This is a genomic window from Sphingomonas sp. LH128 (assembly GCF_000293195.2).
GTDB lineage: Bacteria > Pseudomonadota > Alphaproteobacteria > Sphingomonadales > Sphingomonadaceae > Novosphingobium > Novosphingobium resinovorum_A.
Genome location: NZ_ALVC01000309.1, coordinates 1 through 23,764 on the forward strand (window position 1 = coordinate 1; position 23,764 = coordinate 23,764).

The 23,764-nt window shown below is 66.0% G+C and carries 20 protein-coding genes; 5 read left to right on the forward strand and 15 right to left on the reverse strand.

Annotation, left to right across the window (positions count from 1 at the left end; translation table 11 throughout):
* Positions 1 to 95: 95 nt before the first annotated feature.
* The 15 genes from LH128_RS22200 to LH128_RS22265 all read right to left on the reverse strand — a co-directional run bounded on the left by LH128_RS22200 (position 96) and on the right by LH128_RS22265 (position 15,768).
* On the reverse strand, positions 96 to 1,115 hold the full coding sequence (locus LH128_RS22200) for a class 1 fructose-bisphosphatase (protein ID WP_036525317.1): 1,020 nt from the start codon (positions 1,113 to 1,115) through the stop codon (positions 96 to 98).
* 328 nt (positions 1,116 to 1,443) lie between these two features.
* On the reverse strand, positions 1,444 to 1,788 hold the full coding sequence (locus tag LH128_RS22205; protein WP_036525055.1) for a UrcA family protein: 345 nt from the start codon (positions 1,786 to 1,788) through the stop codon (positions 1,444 to 1,446).
* Positions 1,789 to 1,881: 93 nt separating this feature from the next.
* Positions 1,882 to 2,283, reverse strand: coding sequence for a hypothetical protein (locus tag LH128_RS22210; protein WP_008831936.1), 402 nt, complete (start codon positions 2,281 to 2,283; stop codon positions 1,882 to 1,884).
* On the reverse strand, positions 2,283 to 2,435 hold the full coding sequence (locus LH128_RS33685; RefSeq protein WP_172705143.1) for a hypothetical protein: 153 nt from the start codon (positions 2,433 to 2,435) through the stop codon (positions 2,283 to 2,285). Before LH128_RS33685 ends, LH128_RS22210 begins: the two co-directional genes overlap by 1 nt.
* Positions 2,436 to 2,529: 94 nt before the next feature.
* On the reverse strand, positions 2,530 to 3,468 hold the full coding sequence (locus tag LH128_RS22215; RefSeq protein ID WP_008831937.1) for a LysR family transcriptional regulator: 939 nt from the start codon (positions 3,466 to 3,468) through the stop codon (positions 2,530 to 2,532).
* A gap of 253 nt (positions 3,469 to 3,721) precedes the next feature.
* Positions 3,722 to 4,642 (reverse strand): Vgb family protein, encoded by a 921-nt coding sequence (locus LH128_RS22220; RefSeq protein ID WP_008831938.1) that lies wholly within the window; start codon positions 4,640 to 4,642, stop codon positions 3,722 to 3,724.
* Positions 4,643 to 4,793: 151 nt separating this feature from the next.
* Positions 4,794 to 6,554: an allophanate hydrolase gene (atzF, locus tag LH128_RS22225; protein ID WP_008831939.1), complete on the reverse strand. Its 1,761-nt coding sequence runs from the start codon at positions 6,552 to 6,554 to the stop codon at positions 4,794 to 4,796.
* Complete coding sequence (gene uca, locus LH128_RS22230) at positions 6,551 to 10,159, reverse strand: urea carboxylase (RefSeq protein WP_008831940.1); 3,609 nt, start codon at positions 10,157 to 10,159, stop codon at positions 6,551 to 6,553. The genes atzF and uca overlap by 4 nt, the downstream gene beginning before the upstream one ends.
* The gene (locus LH128_RS22235; RefSeq protein ID WP_008831941.1) at positions 10,156 to 10,791 is read right to left on the reverse strand and encodes an urea amidolyase associated protein UAAP2; all 636 of its coding nucleotides are present in this window, start codon (positions 10,789 to 10,791) and stop codon (positions 10,156 to 10,158) included. Before LH128_RS22235 ends, uca begins: the two co-directional genes overlap by 4 nt.
* Positions 10,792 to 10,808: 17 nt before the next feature.
* Positions 10,809 to 11,633 (reverse strand): urea amidolyase associated protein UAAP1, encoded by an 825-nt coding sequence (locus tag LH128_RS22240; protein ID WP_008831942.1) that lies wholly within the window; start codon positions 11,631 to 11,633, stop codon positions 10,809 to 10,811.
* On the reverse strand, positions 11,630 to 12,109 hold the full coding sequence (locus LH128_RS22245) for a CopG family ribbon-helix-helix protein (RefSeq protein WP_197524482.1): 480 nt from the start codon (positions 12,107 to 12,109) through the stop codon (positions 11,630 to 11,632). Before LH128_RS22245 ends, LH128_RS22240 begins: the two co-directional genes overlap by 4 nt.
* Before the next feature lie 177 nt (positions 12,110 to 12,286).
* Positions 12,287 to 13,042, reverse strand: a complete 756-nt coding sequence (locus LH128_RS22250) for an ATP-binding cassette domain-containing protein (protein ID WP_008831944.1) — start codon at positions 13,040 to 13,042, stop codon at positions 12,287 to 12,289.
* Entirely contained in the window at positions 13,039 to 13,854 is an 816-nt protein-coding gene (locus tag LH128_RS22255; RefSeq protein WP_008831945.1) for an ABC transporter permease, read from the reverse strand. The genes LH128_RS22250 and LH128_RS22255 overlap by 4 nt, the downstream gene beginning before the upstream one ends.
* A gap of 117 nt (positions 13,855 to 13,971) precedes the next feature.
* Positions 13,972 to 15,060: a putative urea ABC transporter substrate-binding protein gene (locus tag LH128_RS22260; RefSeq protein ID WP_008831946.1), complete on the reverse strand. Its 1,089-nt coding sequence runs from the start codon at positions 15,058 to 15,060 to the stop codon at positions 13,972 to 13,974.
* 234 nt (positions 15,061 to 15,294) lie between these two features.
* Positions 15,295 to 15,768, reverse strand: coding sequence for a CopG family ribbon-helix-helix protein (locus LH128_RS22265; protein WP_051211558.1), 474 nt, complete (start codon positions 15,766 to 15,768; stop codon positions 15,295 to 15,297).
* Positions 15,769 to 16,006: 238 nt separating this feature from the next.
* Here LH128_RS22265 and LH128_RS22270 point away from each other — a divergent pair, with 238 nt between their 5' ends.
* From LH128_RS22270 to LH128_RS22290, 5 genes are all read left to right on the forward strand, one after another.
* Positions 16,007 to 17,092, forward strand: coding sequence for an MBL fold metallo-hydrolase (locus LH128_RS22270; protein WP_037520859.1), 1,086 nt, complete (start codon positions 16,007 to 16,009; stop codon positions 17,090 to 17,092).
* A gap of 29 nt (positions 17,093 to 17,121) precedes the next feature.
* A complete protein-coding gene (locus LH128_RS22275) occupies positions 17,122 to 18,132 on the forward strand; it encodes an MBL fold metallo-hydrolase (RefSeq protein WP_008831949.1) in 1,011 nt (336 codons plus the stop codon).
* 342 nt (positions 18,133 to 18,474) lie between these two features.
* Positions 18,475 to 19,389, forward strand: a complete 915-nt coding sequence (locus LH128_RS22280) for a sterol desaturase family protein (RefSeq protein WP_037520863.1) — start codon at positions 18,475 to 18,477, stop codon at positions 19,387 to 19,389.
* Between the two features lie 256 nt (positions 19,390 to 19,645).
* Entirely contained in the window at positions 19,646 to 22,009 is a 2,364-nt protein-coding gene (locus LH128_RS22285) for a TonB-dependent receptor (RefSeq protein WP_008831951.1), read from the forward strand.
* Between the two features lie 175 nt (positions 22,010 to 22,184).
* On the forward strand, positions 22,185 to 23,764 hold a 1,580-nt coding region (locus tag LH128_RS22290), incomplete at its 3' end, for a M13 family metallopeptidase (protein ID WP_008831952.1).

The window sequence follows — 23,764 nt, forward strand, 5'->3', positions numbered from 1 at the left end:
CGCCAACGTCATCGCCTACTGCCGGGCCAGCTAACGCCTGCCTCGCCGGAAGAACGGGCGGAAGACAAAGCCTCCGCCCGTCGATCAGACCGCGATCACGCGCTCGCCATCTGCCCGGCTTCCTCGAGCAGGGCGGCGACTTCCTCCGGGTCGCCGAGGACGACGCCGATGCGCTGGTGGAGGCCGGTTGGCTTGGCATCCATGATGCGCGCCTCGCCGTCGATGGCGGTGCCGCCGGCCTGCTCGATGAGGAAGCTCATCGGATTGGCTTCGTAAAGCAGGCGCAGGCGGGCCTTGCCCGGCTTGCGGTGGTCGGAGGGGTAGAGGAACACGCCGCCGCGCTTGAGGATGCGGTGGATGTCCGCCACCATCGAGCCCGTCCAGCGCATGTTGTACTCACCCGCCAGCGGGCCTTCCTCGCAGCCGACGCGGGCATCGACGTAGCGCCGGATGGCCGGTGACCACTGCGCGCGGCGGGCCATGTTGATGGCGACTTCCTTGTTGCCGGATGCGATCTTCAGCGGGCCGTCGGTCATGCGCCAGGCGCCCATTTCACGGTCCAGCGTGAATTCGTAGACACCCGCCCCCAGCGTCAGCACCAACAGCGTCTGCGGGCCGTAGATCGCGTAGCCCGAGGCCACCTGCTCGCTGCCCGGCTGGAGGAAGTCCTCCTCCGTCACCTCGCGCCCGGCCGAATTCTCCGGCGCGCGCAGGACCGAGAAGATGGTGCCGACCGACAGATCGACATCGACGTTGCTCGACCCATCGATCGGATCGAACAGCAGCAGGTATTCGCCCTTGGGATAGCGGTTCGGGATGCGGTGGATGGTCTCCATCTCCTCCGACGCCATGGCCGCGAGGTGGCCGCCCCATTCGTTCGCGTCGAGCAGTATCTCGTTGGCGATGACGTCGAGCTTCTTCTGCACTTCGCCCTGCACGTTCTCCGAGCCGAGCGTGCCCAGCACGTCGCCGAGGGCGCCCTTGGAGATCGCGAAAGTCACCGACTTGCAGGCCCGGGCGACCGTCTCGATGAGGAGGCGCAGTTCGGAAGGGCAGGCGCTGTCCTCGCGCCGCTGCTGTTCGATGAGGAAGCGGGTCAGTGTGATCGGTTGCATCTTGGCCTTTCGCATGGCGCTGCGCCGGGACGGCGTATCTGAAGGTGCATGAAGAGCGGCAGGGATGCGCCGTCACGCCTCCCCCGTTTCTCCGCGACGCGGCGACCATGCGCGAAACTTGCGCAAAACGCTACTTCAACCGCACCGGGTCACGATCCGACGGAGGCAATTCGCCGCAGCGACAACTTGTCCTGTCCGGTTTTCCGGTGTTCGCGGATGCGCAAAAGAAAAGCGCGGCGGATCACCGCCGCGCGAAGATGTCTTCATCGCAGGCCCGTTCCGGCGCGCCCCCGCGAATCGGAGCGCATCACCGGCCGGGCAACTTCGCTCAGCGGGCGCTGGCGAGTTGCACGCGCGAGGGGGTGGAGGCCGTTGCCATGCGCGCTTCGATGCGGGTGCGGATGTCCGCCTTCACCGCCGCGCGGCAGTCCTGAGCCTTGCGCTCGGCCATGAGATGGACGCGGGCCATACCCTCGCCGCAGACCGAGCGGGCAGCCTGGTCCATGCGGATCGCGAGGCGCTGCTGGCCATCGGTGGTGGCAAGGTCGAGACCCTTGAGGTCAAGCATGACCTGATCGCGGGCAAAGGGGTTTTCGTCGGTCGCTGCCGAAGCCGAACCGGCAACGGTAAGGGCACAGGCGGCGAGCGCCATCAGGCCAATCTTCATCATCATCTCCTGCACACATGTCGAGGACCACTCGGACGGCGGCCGCATACGTCATAGCGCTCTGCAGGGGAACTGACAATCTACCGATATCGGCCGGATTCAGCGGCCGCGTACCACCAGTGCGAGTTCGGTGACGTGGCCGAGCAGACCGATCGGCAACTCGGCCTGCTGCGTGCCGGGCGCGTCGGCATCGCTCACGCTGACGGCGATGGTCCGCGCGATAGGAGCGGACCAGACTCGCACCGTCTGCAAGGGCAACACTACCTTCCACGCCTTGCCACCCTCGACAGTCACAGGACGGCCGTTGATGTGCACCGGGGAAGAAGGATCGGAGCGGTGGCCGGAAACTTGCAGGCAGCTACTTTCACCGCACGGCACCAGCTTCGTGGCCGGGCCGGAGGCTGCCATGGCGTTGGAGGTGCCGATCGTAAAAGACGCCGCTGCCGCCATCATGATGGCCATGCGGCGACGGTTTTCTGCGGAGAACACCTCCCGCCGCATCACGAATGCCCCTTGGGACGCGATGCGGGGACGGAGCCTACTGCCTGCGCGCGTGCCGCGATGCCGTCCCGCAGCAACCTGAGAACCGCCGCGCCCATACTGGAAGGGCGGATTTCCTTGGCTCGGAACTGGAACTTCGTGGCTTTACGCATGCTCGGCAGTCACCTTTTCCCCAGGGAAACAAAGGTGACGCGCCGCCGATCGTCACGGCAGACACAAATTTGCAATGAAGGGCATAGATTTCATCTATGCGCGAGGAATCGCCCGAATGCGGCGGAAAACCTCGTCGATGAACAGTTGCGTGGCGGTATCCCGCTCCGGCTCCGCGCGGGCGAGGAGGAAGATTTCGTACGACGGCTCGAAGTCCGCGTGCAGCAGAGGCCAGAGCAGCCCCCGCTCGATCTCCGCGCGCACCGCCGGGACAGGCAGGAAGCCGATGCCCACGCCGCAGACGATCAGCCGCCGGGCCTCGTTGATGTCCTGCGCCAGGCCCGTCACGCGCGCACCCAGCCCGTAGCGGCGGCGCAAGTGGGTGACGATCTCGATCTCGTCCTCGCCGCCGAGGACGAACGCCTCGTCCTTCAACTCGCGCGGCTGGCTGATGCGATAGCCGAACATCGGGTGGCTGCGGCCGCAGTAAAGCTGCTGGCGCTCGACGAACAGAGGTTCGTAGACCAGCCCGCCGCGCACGCTGTTATCATAGCCGATGCCGACCTCCACCTCGCCGCGTTCCAGCGCATCGAGCACCTGCCGCCAGGAGGAAACGCGGATTTCGATGCGAATGCCGGGATGGCGGCGGTGGAAGCTGGCGATGGCCTCGTCGAACTCGGCCGAGACGATGGCCGAAACGATCTGGATGCGCACGATCCCCTCGACCCGGCGGATGGCCTGCGCGATCTGGTGCGGCACGAGGCGGGCGGATTCCAGCATGTCCTCGCACAGCGCCATCATCGCCTTGCCCGCCGCCGTCATCTCGACGCCGTTCGCCGACCGGACCAGCAAGGTGGTGCCGACGTGGTCCTCGAGCCGCTTGAGCGCGGCCGATATGCTCGGCTGCTGCTTGTTGAGTTCCCTTGCCGCCGCGCCGATCCCCCCGGCGCGCACGATGTCGACGAATGTGCGCATGAGGTTCCAGTCCACCCGGCTGGCGAATTTACGGTCGGTCAGCGGGGTGTCGTCGCTCATGGCAACAGGGGTAGCCGGTCCGAAAGCCGGGTCATAGATGCAATTTATGAAGCGCCCCTGATTGGATGGCACCCAGACGGTACTTAACGGCACCTAAGGGCCCTCTACGCCTGATCACTCTCAATTGTATCGCTGTCATCGACCCATCTTATGACCGTCCAACAGGCGAGGTCTGGAGATGGATTCCCGCCTTCGCGGGAATGACGGCGAGTGTTCAGATCAAACAAGATCTCGGGCTACGTGCCCCCCTGCGCTACTTCGCGCGCAGTACCGCGTTCGACCACCATGTCAGCGTGTGCTCGTCATGCGCCGAAGTCCAGACGCCCTTGGGGGTCCAGCGCAGCGCCCCGCTGCCCGCCGCCTTGCCCTTGCGCGCGGCGACCGTCATCGCGTTCGGGTCGATCACCGCAAATACCTGGTCGTCGGTGGTGCGCAGCCAGACTTTGCCCGCGCCAGTATCGACGTCGCCCCACTTGAGGTTGTCGCCCACCTTGATGCGGCCTGCCAGCGCGTTGGTCGCGGGGTCGATCCGCGCGAGGGTGCCGTCGCCTTGCTCCTGCACCCAGACGCCGCCCTCGCCCGCCGCGAGGAAGCCGGGCTCCTTGCCGAGCGGGATCTTCGCGGTGACGAGGTTGGTGGCAGTGTCGATGCGCTGGAGCGACTGTTTGGTGGCGCTCACCGCCCAGACCGCGCCGAAGCCATAGGTCAGATACCACGTGCCCGGATCGACCGGGACCGAGGCGATGACGGCATTGGTCGCCGGATCGATGCGGGCGACGAGGCCCTTTTCATTGTCGCTGGCGACCCAGACCGAGCCGTCACCCGCGACCACGTTGAGTTCGCCGCTGGAGGCGATGCCGGTGGGGATGGTGGCCACGATCTTGGCGGTCTTCACGTCGATGCGCTTGACCGCCTTTTCCTCGCAATCGGCGACCCACAGCGAGCCCGCCGTGATCGCCATCGCGCCGCAGGGGTGCGCCATCGCGACTTCGGCGAGCTTGCCTTTTCGCGACCACTGCTCGACGCGGCCCTTGTTGGTCGCCCAGACGGTCTTGCCGTCCACCGCGAGGAAATCCGCGAAGCCCGGAACCTGGATGACCTCGGGTTCTTTTGCGTGCGCAAAGGCGGGAAATGCCGCCGTGGCAGCCAGAAGCATCAGACCGAACTTGCGCATGGATTTTGCCCCTTTGGTTGCTTGGAGCCCTCTCCCCTTCAGGGGAGAGGGTTGGGAGAGGGGAATGCTCCCGCGCTGGCCCCTCTCAACTGCGGCTAGCGGGACAAGCCCGCAAGCCTTCGTATCTCTCCCCGCAAGCGGGGAGAGAGGCTTATACCTTGCTCGCGATGAAGGCGCGCCAGCCGCCCAGATGCGTGATGTCCTCCGCCCCGGTCAGCGCGCGGGGTTCGGAGACGAAGCCCTTGACGGTGGTGCCGTCCGCCAGCGTGACGTTGCCGATGGCGAGCGGCGCGGGCACGTCGACGGTGAAGCTGCCGAACTCGGCGACGCCCAGCTCATAGACCTCGACCTTGATCGCGGCGCCCGCTTCGTCATGCACCAGGGCGGGTTTGGGCGGCACGCTGTCGGCGATGGCGTAGAGCTTGTAGGTGGGCGCGGTCTCGAAGGCGCCGACGAATTCGGCGTCGCGGCTGGTCAGCTGCCAGTGCAGCGGCATGTCCTTCAGATGGGCGCCGACGACGGCGAGCTTCACGGTCTGCATCTTTCCCTCCAGGTCGAGTGGCGGCGGCGCGGGCAAGTCCGCGACCGCAAGGTAGGCGTCGGCCGCGTCGAGCAAGGCGCGGTCGGTGTCGGCCGGGCCGATCAGGGTGATCCCGAAGCCGGTGGCATTGGCGCGGATACCGGCGGGAACGGCCAGCGCAGCCATGTCCAGCAGGTTCACGAAATTGGTGTAGAGCCCCAGGTTGCTGTTGAGCGCGATCGGCGCGGCCAGCATCTCGGAGACGCGGTAAGTGGTGCCGGTGGTGGGGAAGGCCATCATGTCGATGTCGGCCCACAGGAGGTCGGCGTGGCGCTTGAGGTCGGCCATGCGGTAGATGCCGTTGAACAGCTCGACCGCGCTCATCGCCTTGCCGGGCTCGACCACTGCACGCACGGTGGGATCGACCGCAAGCGGGTTGCTGGCGAGGATTCCTTCCATGGCAGCGGTCCGCTCGGCCACCCAAGGGCCGCCGTAGAGCAGTTGCGCGGCCTCCAGCAGCGGGGCGAGGTCGATCTCGACGAGTTCGCCCAAGGTCGCCAGCTTGGCGAGCGCCTTGTCGTAAAGGTATTCGGACTCGCCGTCGCCGAAGAACACCCGCTGTTCGCGGCGCGGCACACCGATGCGCCTCACGGCGAGAGGCTGGTCCGCGAGCGGCTTGGAGTAGGGATCGGCCACATCGAAGGCGGCGACCACGCCGTCCACCAGCCGGGCATCGGCGGTGTCGTCGGTGAAGACGGTGATGCAGTCGATGGTGCGGCAGGCCGGGACGAGGCCGCGCGTGGACCAGCGGCCCTTGGTGGGCTTCATGCCGATCAGGTGGTTGAACGCGGCAGGCACGCGGCCCGATCCGGCGGTGTCGGTGCCGAGCGAAAAGGCCACCAGTCCCGCCGCCACCGCGACCGAGGAGCCGGAGCTGGACCCGCCGCTGACGTAGTTCAGGTTCGAGGCATTGCGCGGTATCCCGTAAGGGCTGCGCGATCCGTTGAGGCCGGTGGCGAACTGGTCGAGGTTCGTCTTGCCCACGCAGATCGCACCTGCCGCCAGAAGGCGTTCGATCACGCCCGCGTCGTCCTCCGGCTCGTAGGCGAAGGCGGGGCAGGCCGCCGTCGTCTCGAACCCGGCGACGTCGATGTTGTCCTTCACCGCGAAGGGCACGCCTGCCAGCGGCAGATCCTCGCCCGCCGCGACGCGCGCGTCCACGGCGGCGGCGGCGTCGAGCAGTTCGCTGCGGGTGGCGCGGCTGATCCAGATCTGCGGCTGAACGGCATTGTAGGCCTCGACGCGGGCGAAAGTGTCCTCGGCCACGGCGACGGCGGTGGTCTCACCGGCCCTGACGGCGGCGGCGATACGGGTGGCGCTCAAACGGGTCATGCATGTTTCCTCAGGGCGAGCATCGGGGCGCCGGGCTGCAGCGACTGGCCTTCGCGCATGTAGAGCGCCGAAACCGTTCCGCTGCCCGGGCTTTCCACCGCGCATTCCATCTTCATCGCTTCAAGGACCGCGATCTTGTCCCCCGCCGCGACGGTATCGCCCGGCTGCACCAACAGGCGGGTGACGCTGCCGCCATAAGGAGCCTCGACCAAGTCGGAGCCCTCGGGCAGTTCGATCGCCTCTTCGGCGGGCAGGTCCGCATCGGCGAGATCGGCGGCGTGGTCGAATTCGCCGAGGCGCTCCCACTCGGCGCGTTCCTCGTCGAAGGCGGCCTTGCGGCGCTGTTCGAACTCGGCGATCCCGGCGGCGTTCTCGGCCAGATAGGCGCGGTAGTCGGCGAGGCGGAATTCGCTCGGCTCGATCCTGAGCGCGCGGCGACCAGCGGGGAATTCGCGGCGCCAGTCGGCCAGTTCCTCCGCGCTGACGGGATAGAATCGGATCTGGTCGAAGAAGCGCAGCAGCCAAGGCTTGCCTTCGGTGAAGGCTTCGGTCTGGCGATAGGTGTTCCAGACCTGCACGGTGCGCCCGAACAGCTGATAGCCGCCCGGCCCCTCCATGCCGTAGATGCACATGTAGGCGCCGCCGATGCCCACGACGTTGGGCGGCGTCCATGTCCGTGCTGGGTTGTACTTGGTGGTGACAAGGCGATGGCGCGGGTCCACCGGCGTCGCCACCGGCGCGCCGAGGTAGACGTCGCCCAGCCCCATGACGAGGTAGTTCGCCTCGAAGATCAGGTTCTCGACCGCGGCCTGATCGGGCAGACCGTTGATGCGGCGGATGAACTCGATATTGTCCGGGCACCACGGCGCATCATCGCGCACGGTCGCCATGTACTTCTCGATCGTCTCGACGATAGCCGGATCGCGCCAGCTGAGCGGCAGGTGGACCACGCGCGAGGGGATCGTGAAGTCTTCCAGATCACCAAGCCACTCCTCGGCGGCGATCAGCATGGCGAGCGCCGCCTTCTGGTCCATCTCCGTGCCGTCGAAATGCAGCTGGAGCGAGCGGATGCCGGGCACGATGTCGATGATGCCGGGCGCGGCAAGGCGTTCCAGCTCGGTCATCAGCGCATGGACGCGGATGCGCAGCTCGATGTCGAGCACGATCGGGCCGTATTCGACGAGGATGTTGCGGTCGCCCTGCTGGCGGTAGACCGTGCGGGGACGGCCGGGGCCCCCAGAATTCTCGGCCGGAATTTCCGCGAGGATCGGCGTGAGCGTCTCCACGTCGCGCGCCGGGCTTGCTTCGGGCACCGCGCCGGTCGCCACGAAATTGCGCTGGGCAGCGTCGGCGGCTGCGGCGTCCTCGATGGTGACAGGGGCGAAGCGCAGCTTGTCGCCGGGAGCGAGCTGGCCGATCTTCCAGCGGTCCGCCGCGATCACCACGAAGGGGCACACGAACCCGCCGAGCGACGGGCCGTCGAGTCCGAGGATGATCGGCATGTCGCCGGTGAAGTCCACCGCGCCGATGGCGTAGGGGTTGTCGTGGATGTTGGAGGGGTGCAGGCCCGCCTCGCCGCCGTCAGTGCGCGCCCAGCGCGGCTTGGGGCCGATCAGGCGCACGCCGGTGCGGTTGGAGTTGTAGTGGATCTTCCACTCGGCATTGATGACCATTTCCACGTCCTCGGGCGTGAAGAAGTCCGGCGCGCCGTGCGGGCCGTAGAGGACGCGCAGGGTCCATTCGTTGCCGATCGCGGGCAGCGTGACGGCGGGCAAGGCCGCCTCGGCCGGGTCGGAGCCAAGGTGGATCGTGTCGCCCGCGAGCAGACGGCGCGCGGCGTGGCCGCCGAACTGGCCGAGTTCGAAAGTGGCGCGGCTGTCGAGGTAGGGCGCGATATCGAGCCCGCCAGCGAACAGAATGTAGCCCCGGAAACCGCCCGAGGAGGCGCGGCCCATCGCCAGCGTCTGGCCCGCCGCAATGTCGATGGGAACGCCGCGCTCCACCGGCACGCCGTCCAGCGTCGCGCCGAAATCCGCGCCCATCAGGCAGATGCGCGCGTCGGAGACGAAGGCCAGCGTCGGGCCGGTGACGGTGGCTTCGAGGCCCACCGTGCCCTCCGGATTGCCGAGCAGCCGGTTGCCGAGGCGGAACGACTGGTCGTCCATCGGTCCCGAAGGCGGCACGCCCACGGCCCACAAGTGCTGGCGGCCGGGCCAGTCCTGCACGGTCGTCGCGGTGCCGCCGCTGACGACGCGGAAGGCGCGCGGGGTGAACACCACGCCGTCGAGCACCTTGGTCGAGACTTCGCCGCTGGTGAAAGCTGGGGTGCGCACCACGTCGCGCAGCCAGCGCACGTTCGTCTCGATGCCGTCCACGCGGGTGGCGTCGATCGCGCGCCGGGCGGCTTCCACCGCTTCCTCGCGGGTGGGCGCGTGGACGATCAGCTTGGCCAGCATCGGGTCGTACCACGCGCTGACGGTGCTGCCCGCCGAGCACCACGTCTCGACGCGGATGTCCTCGGGGAACTCCAGCGCGGTCAGCGTGCCCGAAGTCGGGCGATAATCGAGCGAAGGGTCTTCGGCGTAGAGACGCATCTGCACCGAATGGCCCGTCATCGTCGGCGCGGGCGCATCGAGGAAGGCGAAATCGCCCGCCGCGCCGCGCACCATCCATTCGACGAGGTCGATGCCCATCACCATCTCGGTGACGCCGTGCTCCACCTGCAGCCGGGTGTTCATTTCGAGGAAGAAGAACTCGGCGCGGTCGGCGTCGTAGAGGAATTCCACGGTGCCCGCCGAGCGGTACTTCGCGGCCTCGCCCAGACGCACGGCGGCCGCGTAAAGCGCGGTGCGAACGCTCTCGGGCAGCAGCGGCGCGGGGGCTTCCTCGACGACCTTCTGGTTGCGGCGCTGGAGCGAGCAGTCGCGCTCGCCCAGAGCCATGACGCGGCCCTCGCCGTCACCGAACAGCTGCACCTCGATATGGCGGGCGCGGCCGATGTAGCGTTCGAGGAAGACCCCGGCATCGCCGAAGTTGCTCTGCCCCTGCCGCTTCACGGTGGCGAAACCGTCGCGCAGCTGCGCTTCGTCAGTACAGACGCGCATGCCGATGCCGCCGCCGCCCGCCGTCGCCTTGAGCATGACCGGATAGCCGATCGACGCTGCGGCGCCCACCGCTTCTTCCTCGTCGGTCAGCAGGTCGGTGCCGGGCGCCAGCGGCACCTCGTGCGCGGCCGCCAGCGCGCGGGCGCTGTGCTTGAGGCCGAAGGTGCGGATGTTGTCGGTGGTCGGGCCGACGAAGACGATGCCCTCCGCCGCGCAGGCCTCGGCGAACTCGACGTTCTCGGCCAGGAAGCCGTAGCCGGGATGGATCGCCCCTGCCCCGGTCTCCTTCGCCGCGGCGATGATGGCGGGAATGTTGAGGTAGCTTTCCGAAGCCTTCGCCCCGCCGATGAACACGGCTTCGTCGGCTTCGGATACGTGGTTGGAGTTCTCGTCCGCCTCGGAATAGACCGCGACGGACTTCAGGCCCATCGCGCGAGCCGTGCGGATGATGCGGGTGGCGATCGCGCCCCGGTTCGCGATCAGGACGGTGTCGAAGCTCATGCGGTGACGATCATCCGGACTGGAGTGGGGTTGAAGCCGTTGCAGGGGTTGTTGACCTGCGGGCAGTTGGACACGACGACGATCACGTCCATCTCGGCCCGCAGGTCCACGGTCAGGCCCGGCGCGGATATTCCGTCGACGATGCCCAGCGACCCGTCCGGCTCGACCGGTACGTTCATGAAGAAGTTGATGTTGGAGACGATGTCCCGCTTGCCGCGCCCTTCGAGGAGGTTGGCCTCCAGGAAGTTCTCGACGCAGGCATGTTCGGACTTCGTGTGATGACCGTAGCGCAAGGTATTGGATTCGCACGAACACGCGCCGCCGATGGTGTCGTGGTAGTCGACCGAGGTGGCGGCGATGGTCATCAGCGCATTGCCCTCGTTCGAAAGCAGCTTCGTGCCTTCGCGCAGGAACAGGTTGCCCTGCGCCGCGACGGTGTCCTGCGCGGAGTAGCGCTCGGCATCGTCGGCGGCGGAATAGAGCAGGAAGTCGACCGCCTGGTTGCCTTCGAGGTCGACGATGCGCAGCGTCTGCCCAGCCGCGATGTGGTGCAGCCATGGCGCGCGGGCGGGCACGACGACGTCGTGGACGACAGTGCCGGTGAGGCCGGACATGTGAGGATCGGTGCTCATGATCGCGTGTCCCTTGTTCAGCGGCGGAAGTAGTCTTCGACGTTCTCGAAGGCGCGCAGGCCCTCAGGGCTGGCGATGCGGACAGGGTCGTCCTCGCCCGTCACCGGGCCGCGCCATGCCGAGGCGCGCAGCGGCGTCACGGAGTATTCGCGCCGCGGATCGAGGACGTGGGGGACGTTGGCGATCACCACGATCACGTCCATCTCGGCACGCAGGATCACGGAGCGGCCGGGCTCGAAGGGGCCGACCTCAGGCGTGATCGCGCCGTCTGCCTCGATCCTTGCGCCCTTGAACAGCGTCACGCAGGGATGCACGTCGCGGCGGCCGAGGCCGTGCTTGGCGGCGCCCAGCAGGAAGCGGTCGCGGCCGCTCGGGAAGGCACCGGAGTTGCGGCCCTCGCCGTACTTGGCGAAGTTGGTCGCGGGGTTGGAGGTGCCGCAGAAGGTGTCGTGCGTGCCTGCGTCGTCAGCAACGATGCTCATCATCACGCGGCCCATGTCGGAGAGCAGCAGCTTGCCTTCGCCGAGATAGGCGTTCCACTGGACCTTAACCGTGTCCGCCACGTTGAGGCGTTCGGTCGGCATCTCGGCGTTGAACAGCAGGATCGAGGCGCAGGCGTCGCCCTTCCCGTCGATCAGCCGCAACCGGGAGCCGCGTGTCAGGCGCCGCGTGGCGTAGCCGCCCGCCGCGATGGTTTCCTCCCACACGAGGTCGGCGGCATCGACGCCCTCGGGCAGATCGCCCGCCACGGGAGGCAGCACCGGCATGCTCTCGACCACGGTGCCGCCCTGGGCACGCGCATGGTCTCGGGCTGCGAGCGGATCGGCCAATGTTTCGGTCATGAATGCGCTCCGATATTCTTGAAGTCGTCCCCGCTCTGGTCGTAGAGCGGCGGCAGGAGGGCGGTGGTGGTGACCAGCTCAAGCTGCTGCACCCCGCGCACCCGGCGGATGGCGTCGCACAGTTCCTTCAGCCGCACGGCCGGACCCTGCACGAGAAGAACTTCGAGGGACTGGTCGTCCTCCAGCACGACATGCTGCGAGGAGATCACTTCCTTCAGGTAACTGGCCTGCGTCTGGGAGAGCTGGTGCCGCACGCGGCCCCGCTCACTGCGGTAGACGAGGGTGATGGTGCCCGCGAGCATCTCCTCGGGCCGCATCAGCGAACCGTGCTCGGCCAGAGCATGGCGGATCAGTTCGGCGATGAGCTGGGAGCGGGAAGGCAGGCCGCGTTCCGCCACCATCATGTCGAGCTGTCTGAAGAGGTCTGCCGGAAGGCTCATGCTGAGCCGAGCCAGGCTTGCGGAGTCTGTGCCCATGCCCATTCTCTTTTCAGTTATTACGATTTACGTCAATCGTAATATTTAAACTAATTGCATTCTTTCTTTCCGGTCATCCCCGCGAAGGCGGGGACCCATCTGATGACCATGCAACAGGCACCTTCAGGAGATGGATTCCCGCCTTCGCGGGAATGACGGAAAAGGGGGTAGACGCGATCACCCGGCAGTCTCCTCTTCCGTCTCTTCCGCCCGCTCGCGCATGGGCAGGTCGTAGACGACCGTGGCTCCAAAGCGGTGCGGCGCGTGCGGATCGTGCCGGCGCTTGTCGAGCGCGAGGACGCGCGTACCCAGCGAGAATGCCTCGCGAATGTCGTGCGTCACCATCACGATCGTCAGCGAATACTTGCGCCACAGATTGCGGATGAGCGCGTGCATGTCGGCACGAATACCGGGGTCGAGCGCGCCGAACGGCTCATCGAGCAGCAGGATACGCGGCCGCTTGACCAGCGCCTGCGCGATGGCGAGGCGTTGCTGCATGCCGCCCGACATCTGCGCGGGGTAGAGGTCGAGGCTATGGCCGAGGCCCACCGCCGTCAGCATCTCGGTCGCCTCTTCGACGGCGGCGCGGCGGGCGCTGCCGAACAGGCGGCCGAGCACCGGGGCCTTCTCGCATTCCAGCCCGAGGATCGTGTTGCGCAGCGCGGTCAGGTGCGGAAACACCGAATAGCGCTGGAACACGACGCCGCGATCCGGCCCGCATTCGGGTTTGAGCGGCGTGTCGTCGAGGGTTATGACGCCTCGGCTCGGCCCTTCCTGCCCCAATATCAGGCGCAGGAAACTGCTCTTGCCCGCGCCGGATGGGCCGACGATGGAAACGAAGGCGCCTTCCTCGATGTCGAGGTTCAGCTTTTCGATGATGATCCGGTCGCCGTATTCGACCCAGACGTCTCGGAAGCTCAGGAGGGTGCTCAATGGCTTTCTCCATGTGCCCAGGGAAACAGCCGGTGGCTGAGGAAAGTGAGCGCCATGTCCATCGCGATGGCGAGGAGCGCGATCCACGCGACGTAAGGCAGGATCACGTCCATCGAGAGGTAGCGGCGCACGAGGAAGATGCGGTAGCCGAGCCCCACGTCGGACGCGATCGCCTCGGCCGAGATCAGGAACACCCAGGCCGGGCCGAGTGCGAGGCGGATGGCGTGAAGCAGGCGCGGCATGGCTTGCGGCAGGGCGACGCGGATCATCACCTGCCAACTGTTGGCGCCCAGCGTCAGCGCCTTGATCACCTGCTCCCGAGGAAGCGCGGAGACGTGGGCGGCGATGTCGCGGATCATGACCGGCGCGATGCCGATGACGATCAGCGCGACCTTGGAGGTTTCGCCGAGGCCCAGCGCGATGAACAGGATCGGCAGGAGCGCAATCGGCGGAATGACCGCGATGCCGGTGACCAGCGGGCCGAAAGTGGCGCGCACCGGCGGCAAGACGCCGAGCGCAAGGCCCACCACCAGCGCCATCAGCGTCGAGATGCCAAGGCCGATGCCAAGGCGCTGCAGGCTCGCGAGGGTGTCCGCCCAGAACACCAGCTGGCCGGTGAGCTGGTCGGGCACGAAAAGGAGCGCCGACATGCTCTCGGCCATGGAGCCGGGCAGCGGCAGTATCTTGTCGGCCGGGTTCACCGCATGACGGCTGGCGGCCATGACGATGTAGACCAGCAGGAGCAGCAGGATCGGAACCGCGCCGAGAAGCACCCGCCCCCCTCGCCCGACCTGACGATTCACCCAGCGCATTGTCGTGATCCCGTTCTGTTATCGCATCTCGTCATTGCGAGCGAAGCGCGGCAATCCAGTGTTGCGGCAACCGCCCTGGGTTGCTTCGCTGCGCTCGCGATGACGAACGGTATTTAGCTAGAGCTTGCCGTCGGCGGCCATCTTCATGAAGCTATCGTCGAAACGCAGTGTCACGTGCTGCGCATCGCCCAGCGTCTTGCCGCCGGGGAAGGACATGCCCACCGCGTCGGCCGAACTGGCGCCCTTGAACAGCCCCTTGGAGAAGCTGAAGTCGCGCACGCGGGTCATCGTGGTGACGAGCGCGGGCGCGTCGGTCGCGGCGACGGCGGCCTTGGCGTCGGAATAGAGGAACGTCGTGCTCAGCTGGCTGTCGAACGCTTCCGGCGTCGCGCCCGCCAGCTTGGCCATGGCCGCGCGGGCAGCCTTGCCCTCGGCATCCTGGCGCGTCATCAGCGCGGTCGTCTCGTACCAGATGCCCGCCAGCGCCTTGCCGAGATTGGGGTTGGCCTTGAGCGTGGCGGTATCGACGCAGAGCAGGTCGAGAATCTCGCCCGGAATATCGGCCGAGCTGAACACCAACTTCGCGCCCGGCTGCGCCTTCATCGCATTGAGCTGCGGATTCCACGCCACCGCGACCTTGACGTCGGGGCTGGCGAAGGCGCCGACGATGTCGGCATCGCCGGTGTTGACCGTCTTCACGTCCCTGAGCTGCATGCCGACCGAGTTCAGCCCGCGCGCCAGCAGGTAGTGCGACACCGAAAGCTCGACGAGGTTGACCGACTGGCCCTTGATCGCCTTGAGATCGCCGCCCTTCATCAGGATGCCGTCGTTGCCGTTGGAATAGTCACCGACGATGATCGCGCTGGTGTCCTTGCCGCCCGCTGCCGGGATCGTCAGCGCATCCATGTTGGCGACGGTGACACCGTCCAGCTTGCCTGCGGTGTACTGGTTGACCGACTCGACGTAGTCGTTGACCTGGACGATGTTGATCTTGAGCCCGTACTTGTCGGCCCACTTCTTCACGATGCCCGCCTGCTGGGCATAGGGCCAGGGCATCCAGCCCGCGTAGATCGACCATCCGATGTTGAATTCGGTACGCTTGGGCGCTTCGCTCGGCGCCTGCGAGCAGGCGGCGGTGAGAAGTACTGCCGGCATCGCGGTGGCCATCAACGCGGCCTTGGCAATGCTGCGGATCGATACGATCATGACTCGGTCCCCTTTCGCAGTGCAACATTGCTGCGATTCGGGTCCTTGTCCATCGAAAATTATTACCGTGCGCGATTTTTGTAATACTTGCGTGTGAAGCGGGCTGCGCGCCGACGAGCCACCCTCCACCTTCGTCATTGCGAGCGTAGCGAAGCAATCCAGGGCGGTTTCATGCTGCCCTGGATTGCTTCGCTACGCTCGCAATGACGAAGAAGGGCTACCGATACGAAGTCTTCAGGCCGCCACTTCGTCCTTCGGCTGCGGCCTGCGCGGGGTTTCGGCAACCTTCGCGGCGACTTCATCCTGCTCGTGCAGCGGCGGCAGCAGCGCGGTGGTGGTGACCAGCTGCAGCTGGTGAACGCCGCGAATTGCGCGCAGGGCGTCGCACAGTTCCTTCAGCCGCTCGGCCGGGCCCTGCACCAGCAGGACTTCCATCGACTGGTCGTCCTCGAGGAAGACGTGCTGCGAGGAGATCACTTCCTTCAGGTACTCCGCCTGGCTCTGCGCCAGCTGGTGGCGCACCCGCCCCTTGTCGCCCCGGTAGACCAGCGTGATCGTCCCCGCGAGCATCTCTTCCGGCCGGGTCAGAGCTTCATGCTCGGCAAGGGCGTGGCGGATCAGTTCGGCAATCAGCTGCGAGCGCGAGGGCAGCCCGCGCTCCTCCACCATGGCATCCAGCTGGCGGAACAGGTCTGCGGGAAGGCTCATGGAGAGCCGGGCAAGACTGGCGGGATCGGTGCTCAAGCGGCGCCCTTTCTGGAACAACAACAGCCCTCCCCTATACCAACCTTGCCGCCGATGACAGCAGCAGTTGGAGGCGCAGTCGGCGGTGGAGTGATACTCTCATCGCACAAAAATAATACCGTTGTCACGTTTCGTAATATCGATAAGCTGACCCGAGATCGAGCCGGTGTTCACCCGCTCGCAGCCAGTGTGGGGGCATTTCTTGGCACAGAGTCCTACCCGTAGCACGGGGTTTTCCGGCAGTTCGCAGGCCGCCACCGGGCGCGCCTATCCCAACGGCAACCCGGCGCTGGGGTACAATCCACCCGGCGTGCGTAATACCGACAGCGCCGTGCCGCTCCATCGCAGCAAGCCGGTCATGCACGACTATGCCTGCGATGGCCCCGCGGCGGGCAGCCTCTCGTTCCGCTGGACTTACGGCTCCAACGTCGCGGCAAAGAACCGCGATCCGCGCGTGCAGGTGGTGCAATACAACGAGGATACTTTCGTCCTGCGCCAGAACGCGTGCGTCCACTGGGAGGCGCCCTTCACGTACCTGCTGTTCGGCAACAAGGGCGCGCTGCTGATCGACACCGGCGCCACCGCCAACGCCGCGCATTACCCCCTGCGTCAGACGGTGGATGCGATCATCGCGCGCTGGGCAAAGGCGCGCGGGCGCAGCAAGGTGCCGCTGACCGTCGCGCTCACCTCGGCCGAGGACATCGCGCAGAACCAGGGCCTCGTCCAGTTCGCTGACCGGCCGGACACCACGATCGTCCCCAAGCCGCTGGCGCTGATGCAGAAGGCCTACGGCATCGCGAACTGGCCCTCGGGCACCGGCAGGATCGACCTCGGCGACCGCGTGATCACGGTGATCCCGACGCCCGGCACGCACAAGGACGGGGTCAGCTTCTACGATCCCTACTGCGACCTGCTGTTCACCGGCGACCTGCTGTTCCCCGGCAAGATCAACATCGGCAACGACACCGATTTCGTCGCCTCGCTGGAGAGGCTCAAGGCTTTCGCCGCCGCCAATCCGGTGAAGTGGCTGCTGGGCGGACACATCGAGATGATGTTCGTGCCGGGCAAGTATTACCCGCGCTTCGCCACCTTCAAGCCCTACGAGCGAGTGCTCGAAATGACGCCGAACCTGATCGACGAAGCGCTTGAGGCCGCCCGCGCGGTGCAGGGCAAGGACATGATGCTGATCCGCCCCGACTTCGTGCTGTTCAACGGCGTCAGTCCGGACCAGCGCACCCCGATCTGGCCCGAGGGCGTGCCCAACATCCGCGCCCCGCACCCGTTCTGACGCCACTTTCCCATACAAGGAGCCCTGTCGTGGATCGACGCGCCTTCCTGACCTACAACGCCGCCATCGCCGCCGTGCCGCTGACCGGCGCCGCGCTGACCGGGCTGTCCGACGCCGCCTCCGCCGCGACACGCCCGCCGCCGATCGACTTCAAGGCCAACCTGCCCGCGACCGGCACTTTCCCGGACAAGTGGATCTGCGGCTCGTCGTCCTGCATGGACAACACCGACCCGCCGGTGCAGGTCCACTGGTACAATCCGCACACCGCGATCCTGCGCCAGAACAAGGCCTACAGTTACGAGGCTCCGTTCGCACCGCTCTATTTCGGCAACGACCGCGTGCTGCTGCTGGATGAAGGCTACGTGCAACTGCGCAACGACTACGACCTGCGCGCCGTGGTCGACCAGTGCATCGAGGACTGGTGCCGCCGCAACGGGCGCGATCCGGCCAGCCTCGAACTGCTGGTGGCGTTCAGCCATCTCCACGACGACCACTACGCCGCGACCAACCAGTTCGCCGACCGCCCCAACACCCGCTACATGGGCCTCACGCACGAGGAGATGGTCGGCTTCTGGGGCATGACCAATTTCCCCGAGGAGCGCGTGACCCTCGACCTCGGCGGGCGCGAGGTCCTGATCTGGGGCTCGCCGGGGCACGTCGTTTCCGAGTTCGCGTACTACGACAGCTACACGCAGATCCTCTATACCGGGGACATGTTCTATCGAGGCCGCTGCTACATCAGCTTCTGGGAACCGTGGTTCGACAGCATGAAGCGCCTGATCCAGTTCTGCGACACGCACCCCGTCACGCACGTCATGGGCTGCCACGTCGAGATCAGCAAGGACGGCGAGGACTACGCCTACGGCATGACGTACCAGCCCGACGAGGCCCCGGTGCAGATGACCGTGCAGCAACTGCGCGAGGCCTGGGCCTACGCGCAGAAGATCACCGAGCCCGGCATCTATTTCACCGGCACCGTCTTCCTGTGCAACCAGACGCGCGGGACGACGACGATCGACAAGAATCCCTACCGCTACTGACGGTGCCCGAATCGGCGGCGCGCCGGATATGCGCCGCCGAGCGCATCTGCGGACGACAAGCGTGTTACGCAGATGCACAAAAACCACGCTACAGCGTGATTTTTCGCCCCCCGTCGCCAAAACGCACGAGCCTCAATTAATACGCTTGACGAGAAACGTAATATCCATAGCTTGTATCACATCGCCGGTCAGAGCGAAGAAACGGGGAGAGAGAATCTTGTAACAGCAGGCCGGTCCACCGGTCTGGATGGGGGGTTTTCGATGGAACAACTGCCAGTCCGCAACACGGTTCTCTCGAACGATGCGGCTGCCTTCGCGGCTGACGCCTTCGTGACTGATGCCATGGTGGCTGACGCCTTCGCGAACGATGACGGCGTGAAGCAGAAGATCTTCAACCTCGTGCCTCCGGCGTTCGTCGCCGTGATCGTTGCGTTCTGGGCTTTCGCGCCCAAGGCGCTGACCGACAACGGCTGGACGATCATCGTCACTTCCGCGCTGATCACTGTCGTCGTGCTGGGCCTCGAGTTCGTGCATGAGCGGCACGCCGGATGGCGCATGAACTGGCGTGAGTTCTTCACCGACCTGTTCTACGTCGTGCTGAGCGCCACCGTCATCTCCTGGACCGCGACCGCGCTGGCCGAGGAACCGCTGCAGGCGGTCAAGACATCGCTCGGCATCACCACGCAGTGGGCGATGCACATGCCCTGGCTGCTGCAGGTGGCGCTGGTGGTCTTCATCATGGAGTTCGGCCAGTACTGGATGCATCGCCTGATGCACAATTCGACGCCGTTCTGGCTGACCCACGCGCCGCACCACCACATCACCCAGCTCAACGCCGCCAAAGGCGCGGTCGGCAATCCGATCGAGCTGTTCCTGATCAGCCTGAGCGTGCTGGCGCTGTTCGACCTCTCGCCGACCGCGCTGTTCTGCGGCTTCAACATCCTGAACGTGGTATCGACCTTCGCGCACGCCAACGTGCGCTCCGATCCGCCGCTGTTCTATTCCTTCTTCTTCACCACGATCCGGCATCACAGCCTGCATCACTCGACCGATTACGAGAGCACGCGCTGCAACTACGGCAATTCGCTGATCCTGCTCGATCGCATCTTCGGCACCTACAAGGAGGGTGAAGCCAGCGTCGTCGGGCAAGACGATCTCAGGCGCCTGTCCATCCGGGAACAGTTCCTGTTCCCGTTCCAGCCCCTGATCGAACGGATCAGGGCAGGACGCGGCGAACACGCACAGCCTGCCAACTGAAAACGGCCGACCGAGCCGCAGTAATAATTCAACGCATCACGGGAGCGAACACCTCGGCGGCATTCACGGCCGAGGGCAGTGCAAGCGCGTCGGCACGACATCCGCAAAGCGATGGCCGGCGTACGAATGAGGGTCCTCACATACACACCCACCGGGCGCGACCAAGGAGCGGGCCGGGACCGGGGCACGTCAACCGAAACTGGGGAAGCACATGACTTATCGCGCGAAATTGAGAGCAGGGCTTCTGTCCGCAACCATGATTACGAGCACCGTGCTCGCGATGCCCGCCGTGGCGCAGGAAGCGCCTGCCGCTTCCGGTGCCGCTTCCGATGAAGGCGACGCCATCATCGTCACCGGCACCCGCCGCGCCACCACGATCATGGACACGCCGATCAACATTTCGGCCATCGGCGCGGACCAGATCGCCCGCCAGCGCATCAACGACGTGCGCGGCCTGGCGGACTTCACCCCCGGCCTGACCATCTCCGACACCGGCCCGCGCGGCACCGGCACGATCGTCATGCGCGGCCTCAACGCTTCGGACACTCAGACCGACGGCGCCAGCTACGACAACGCCATGGGCATCTACCTCGGCGAAGTTCCGCTCTACTATGACTTCAAGCTGCTCGACATCCAGCGCGTCGAGACCCTGCTCGGTCCGCAAGGCACGCTCTATGGCCTCGGCACGATGGCGGGCGCGATCCGCTACATCCCCAATCGCCCTAATACGGAGGAATGGGAAGGCGAGGCGCACGGCCGCACTTACGTCAAGTCGCACGCCTCCAAGCTCGGCTACCAGGTCGACGGGATGATCAATATCCCGATCGTGAAGGACCACATCGCCTTCCGCTCGTCGACCGGATACTATTACGACCCCGGCTTCATCGACTATCCGTTCCTGCTGAACGAGCCGGGCGTCTCCGATCCGCAGCCGAACGGCACCGCTCGCCCGACCGGCGCGGCTTATGACGCGAACCTGCACAAGGGCAAGAATCTCAACTTCGAGAAGACCTTCTCCACCCGCAACCAGCTGCTCTTCCAGACCGACGACGACTTCAAGGTCATCTTCACTTACGCCTTCCAGCGCACGAAGACCGAAGGCTCGCAGGCCAACAACGCAGGCGTCCTGGGTTCGGGCAAGTACGAGAGCGCCGCGCGCTATGCCGAGCCGATGAACCGCCGCGCGCACTTGCTGAGCATGGAGATCAACGCCAACGTCTTCGACATCGCCGACCTGGTCTGGACGACCGCCTACACCGACGTGAAGTCGCAATCGCGGGCCGACAACACCGACCTGCTGCTCGACCTCGACTACGGCTACGAAGCGTTCCCGGCGTTCTCCAGCTGGAACGAGCGCGTCAGCCGCCGCAAGCAGGTCAACCAGGAAGTGCGCCTCGTCTCCACGCACGGCGGTCCGTTCAACTGGGTTCTCGGCGGGTTCTACAACGAGCAGAGATTGCAAAGCGACTACGCCGAGCACGTACCCGGCCACCCCTGGGTCGATCTGGCGACGAACCCGAACGAACTGGAATACGTTTCGTACACCCGTTCGAAGGTCAAGGAGCAGGCGGTCTTCGGGGAAGGTACCTTCCATGTTACACCCGAATGGCAGGTCACGGCCGGCGCGCGCTACTTCAAGTATACCTCGGAGATCGCCGGCGCGCAGACCCTGCCGTTGCTCGGCCAGCCGCTCAGCCCCTACGACAAGAAGATTTCGGGCGGAAAGGCCGGTCAGGACGGCTGGGTGTGGAAGTTCAACTCTTCCTACAACTTCACCCGCGACCTGATGGTCTATGCCACCTACAGCAAGGGCTATCGCATCGGCGGGCCGAACACGGTCGCGCCTTGCGACAATCCCCTGCCTCCCGGCCAGAACATCTGCGCCCTGCCCGACGAACTGCAGTACGGCCCGGATTCCACCAAGACCATTGAGGTCGGTTTCCGCGCCCAGCTGTTCGACCGCAAGGTGACGTTCAACATCGACGCCTACAGCACCAAGTGGACCGGCCTGCAGGTTGCCTCGGCAACCGTGAACGGCGCGACCGGGATCACTGTGAACGGCGGGCGCGCGGTGTCGAAGGGCATCGAGACCTCGTTCCAGATCAAGCCTGTCCCGGAACTCACGATCCAGGGCAACTATGCCTACAACGACGCCCACCTGACCGAGGACATCCCCGGCATCCTCACCATCCGCGAGGTGCCGAACGACTACAACTTCCGCTTCGTCCAGCTCGATGCGCTGTCCGGAGACCGCCTGCCGAACTCGGCCAAGAACTCGGGCAGCCTGGGCGCCACTTACACGGTGCCGATGGGCAACGGCGAACTGTCGGCCAACTGGACGGCGACCTATCGCGGCAGCATCGTCAGCCGTCTCGGCTGGGATCGTGCCTATGGCGACAAGCTCAGCGGCTACGTCCTGCACCGCGCCTCGTTGTCCTATGACACCGACAAGTTCGGGGTCAGCGTGTTCGCAAACAACATCTTCGACAAGTACGCCGTGGTCTCGGTCGGCAACGACCGTTCGCGCATCGGCGTCAACGACGGGGTGGCGGTTCGCTACTACAGCCAGACCGTACTGACGCCGCGCGTCGTCGGCGTGGAGGCCCACATCAAGTATTGAGCATTCGTAGAGGCGCTTTCCCACAAAAGGAGAGCGCCTCTACGACCAGATTCCGCCGGTTTCTTTGTTGCGCCGCAGCGCAATTTTTCTGTAGGCGGACGGGCGATCCGGCGCTAGTCCACCGGGCATGACAGAACCGGCGCGGGGCTCTCCGACGCCGCGAAAGGACCGCCTGATGAAGACTCGCATTCTTGCCGCGCTGCTGCTGTGCGCCGCGCCCTTCGCCATCGCCGCCACCGATCCGGCCCCCGCAGGCATCGACGAAACCGCGATGGATACCTCGGTGAAGCCGGGCGACGAGTTCTACCTCTTCTCGAACGGCGCTTGGCTGGCCAAGGCCGAAATCCCCGCCGACCGCAGCCGCATCGGCTCCCACACCGTCGCCGCCGACGAGACCGAGCGCCAGCAGACCGCACTCATCCAGAAGATCCTCGGCGCCAGGCAGAAGCCCGGCAGCGACGAGGCGAAGATCGGCGACTACTGGCGCGCCTACCTTGACACCGCGACGATCGACAAGCTGGGTATCGCCCCGCTCAAGGCCGACCTGACGCGCTACGCGGCGATCAAGGACAAGGCCGCGCTGGTCAAGGTGCTGGGCGACCAGACCGAGGCCGACCTCGACCTGTTCAACAACAACAACGACATGTCGACCGAGAACCTGTTCGGCCTGTTCATCACCAAGGCGCTCAAGAGCGACGAGGTCGTGCCCTACCTGTTCCAGGGCGGCATCGCCCTGCCCGACCGCGAATACTACGTCTCGGCCGAACCGCGCATGGTCAAGATCAGGGCCGACTACCTCAAGTATATCGCCGACCTTCTGCGCCTGTCCGGCCTCGACCAGCCCGAGGCGCGCGCCGCGCGCATCCTCGCGCTCGAAACCAAGATCGCGCAGGCCCACCCGAGCAAGGCGGAAACCGCCGACTTCACGCAAGGCGGCACCCTGTGGACCCGCGCCGAGTTCGCCGCGAAGGCCCCCGGTATGGACTGGGACGCCTACTTCACCGCCGCGCACATGCCCTCGCAGCAGACCTTCGACGTCTACAGCCCCGGCGCGATCACCGGCCTCGCCGCCCTCGTCGCTTCCGAGCCGCTGGACGCGTGGAAGGACTGGCTGGCCTTCCACCGCTTCAATGCGCAGACAGACGTGCTGCCCACGAAGTTCGACGCGCTGCACTTTGCGTTCTTCGACACCAACCTTTCGGGCACCCCGGAGCAGAAGACGCGCGAAAAGCGGGCGCTGGCTTCGATCAACAGCGACCTCGGCATGCCCTTTGGCAAGCTCTACGTGCGCGAATACTTCCCGCCGGCCGCCAAGGCGCAGGTGGAGGACATGTCCGCCCGCATCAAGCAGGCTTTCGCCCGCCGCATCGACGCGCTCGACTGGATGAGCCCGGCGACGCGTACCGAGGCCAAGGCCAAGCTGGAAGGCATGGTCGTCGCGGTCGGCTATCCCGACGTGTGGCCCGACACCTCCATGATCATCATCAAGCCGGGGCAGGCCTACGCCAACCGCATGTCGGCGATCCACGGCTACACGCTCCAGCAGATTTCCAAGCTAGGCAAGCCGCAGGACCGGGGCGAGTGGTGGATGACGCCGCAGCTCGTCAACGCGGTGAACCTGCCCGTGCAGAACGCGCTGAACTTCCCCGCCGCGATCCTGCAGAAGCCGTTCTTCGATCCGGCCGCCGACCTTGCTTCCAACTACGGCGCAATCGGCGCGGTGATCGGGCACGAGATCAGCCACAGCTTCGACGC

Excerpts from the sequence above, each read along its gene's own strand:
- LH128_RS22210 (WP_008831936.1), bottom strand. The coding sequence starts at position 2,283 with ATGCGGCGGGAGGTGTTCTCCGCAGAAAACCGTCGCCGCATGGCCATC.
- LH128_RS22240 (WP_008831942.1), bottom strand. The coding sequence starts at position 11,633 with ATGACCGAAACATTGGCCGATCCGCTCGCAGCCCGAGACCATGCGCGT.
- LH128_RS22280 (WP_037520863.1), top strand. The coding sequence starts at position 18,475 with ATGGTGGCTGACGCCTTCGCGAACGATGACGGCGTGAAGCAGAAGATC.
- LH128_RS22260 (WP_008831946.1), bottom strand. The coding sequence starts at position 15,060 with ATGATCGTATCGATCCGCAGCATTGCCAAGGCCGCGTTGATGGCCACC.
- LH128_RS22245 (WP_197524482.1), bottom strand. The coding sequence starts at position 12,109 with ATGGGCACAGACTCCGCAAGCCTGGCTCGGCTCAGCATGAGCCTTCCG.
- LH128_RS22265 (WP_051211558.1), bottom strand. The coding sequence starts at position 15,768 with ATGAGCCTTCCCGCAGACCTGTTCCGCCAGCTGGATGCCATGGTGGAG.
- LH128_RS22285 (WP_008831951.1), top strand. The coding sequence starts at position 19,646 with ATGATTACGAGCACCGTGCTCGCGATGCCCGCCGTGGCGCAGGAAGCG.
- LH128_RS22215 (WP_008831937.1), bottom strand. The coding sequence starts at position 3,468 with ATGAGCGACGACACCCCGCTGACCGACCGTAAATTCGCCAGCCGGGTG.
- uca (WP_008831940.1), bottom strand. The coding sequence starts at position 10,159 with ATGAGCTTCGACACCGTCCTGATCGCGAACCGGGGCGCGATCGCCACC.
- LH128_RS22220 (WP_008831938.1), bottom strand. The coding sequence starts at position 4,642 with ATGCGCAAGTTCGGTCTGATGCTTCTGGCTGCCACGGCGGCATTTCCC.
- LH128_RS33685 (WP_172705143.1), bottom strand. The coding sequence starts at position 2,435 with ATGCGTAAAGCCACGAAGTTCCAGTTCCGAGCCAAGGAAATCCGCCCT.
- LH128_RS22235 (WP_008831941.1), bottom strand. The coding sequence starts at position 10,791 with ATGAGCACCGATCCTCACATGTCCGGCCTCACCGGCACTGTCGTCCAC.
- LH128_RS22200 (WP_036525317.1), bottom strand. The coding sequence starts at position 1,115 with ATGCAACCGATCACACTGACCCGCTTCCTCATCGAACAGCAGCGGCGC.
- atzF (WP_008831939.1), bottom strand. The coding sequence starts at position 6,554 with ATGACCCGTTTGAGCGCCACCCGTATCGCCGCCGCCGTCAGGGCCGGT.
- LH128_RS22255 (WP_008831945.1), bottom strand. The coding sequence starts at position 13,854 with ATGCGCTGGGTGAATCGTCAGGTCGGGCGAGGGGGGCGGGTGCTTCTC.
- LH128_RS22205 (WP_036525055.1), bottom strand. The coding sequence starts at position 1,788 with ATGATGATGAAGATTGGCCTGATGGCGCTCGCCGCCTGTGCCCTTACC.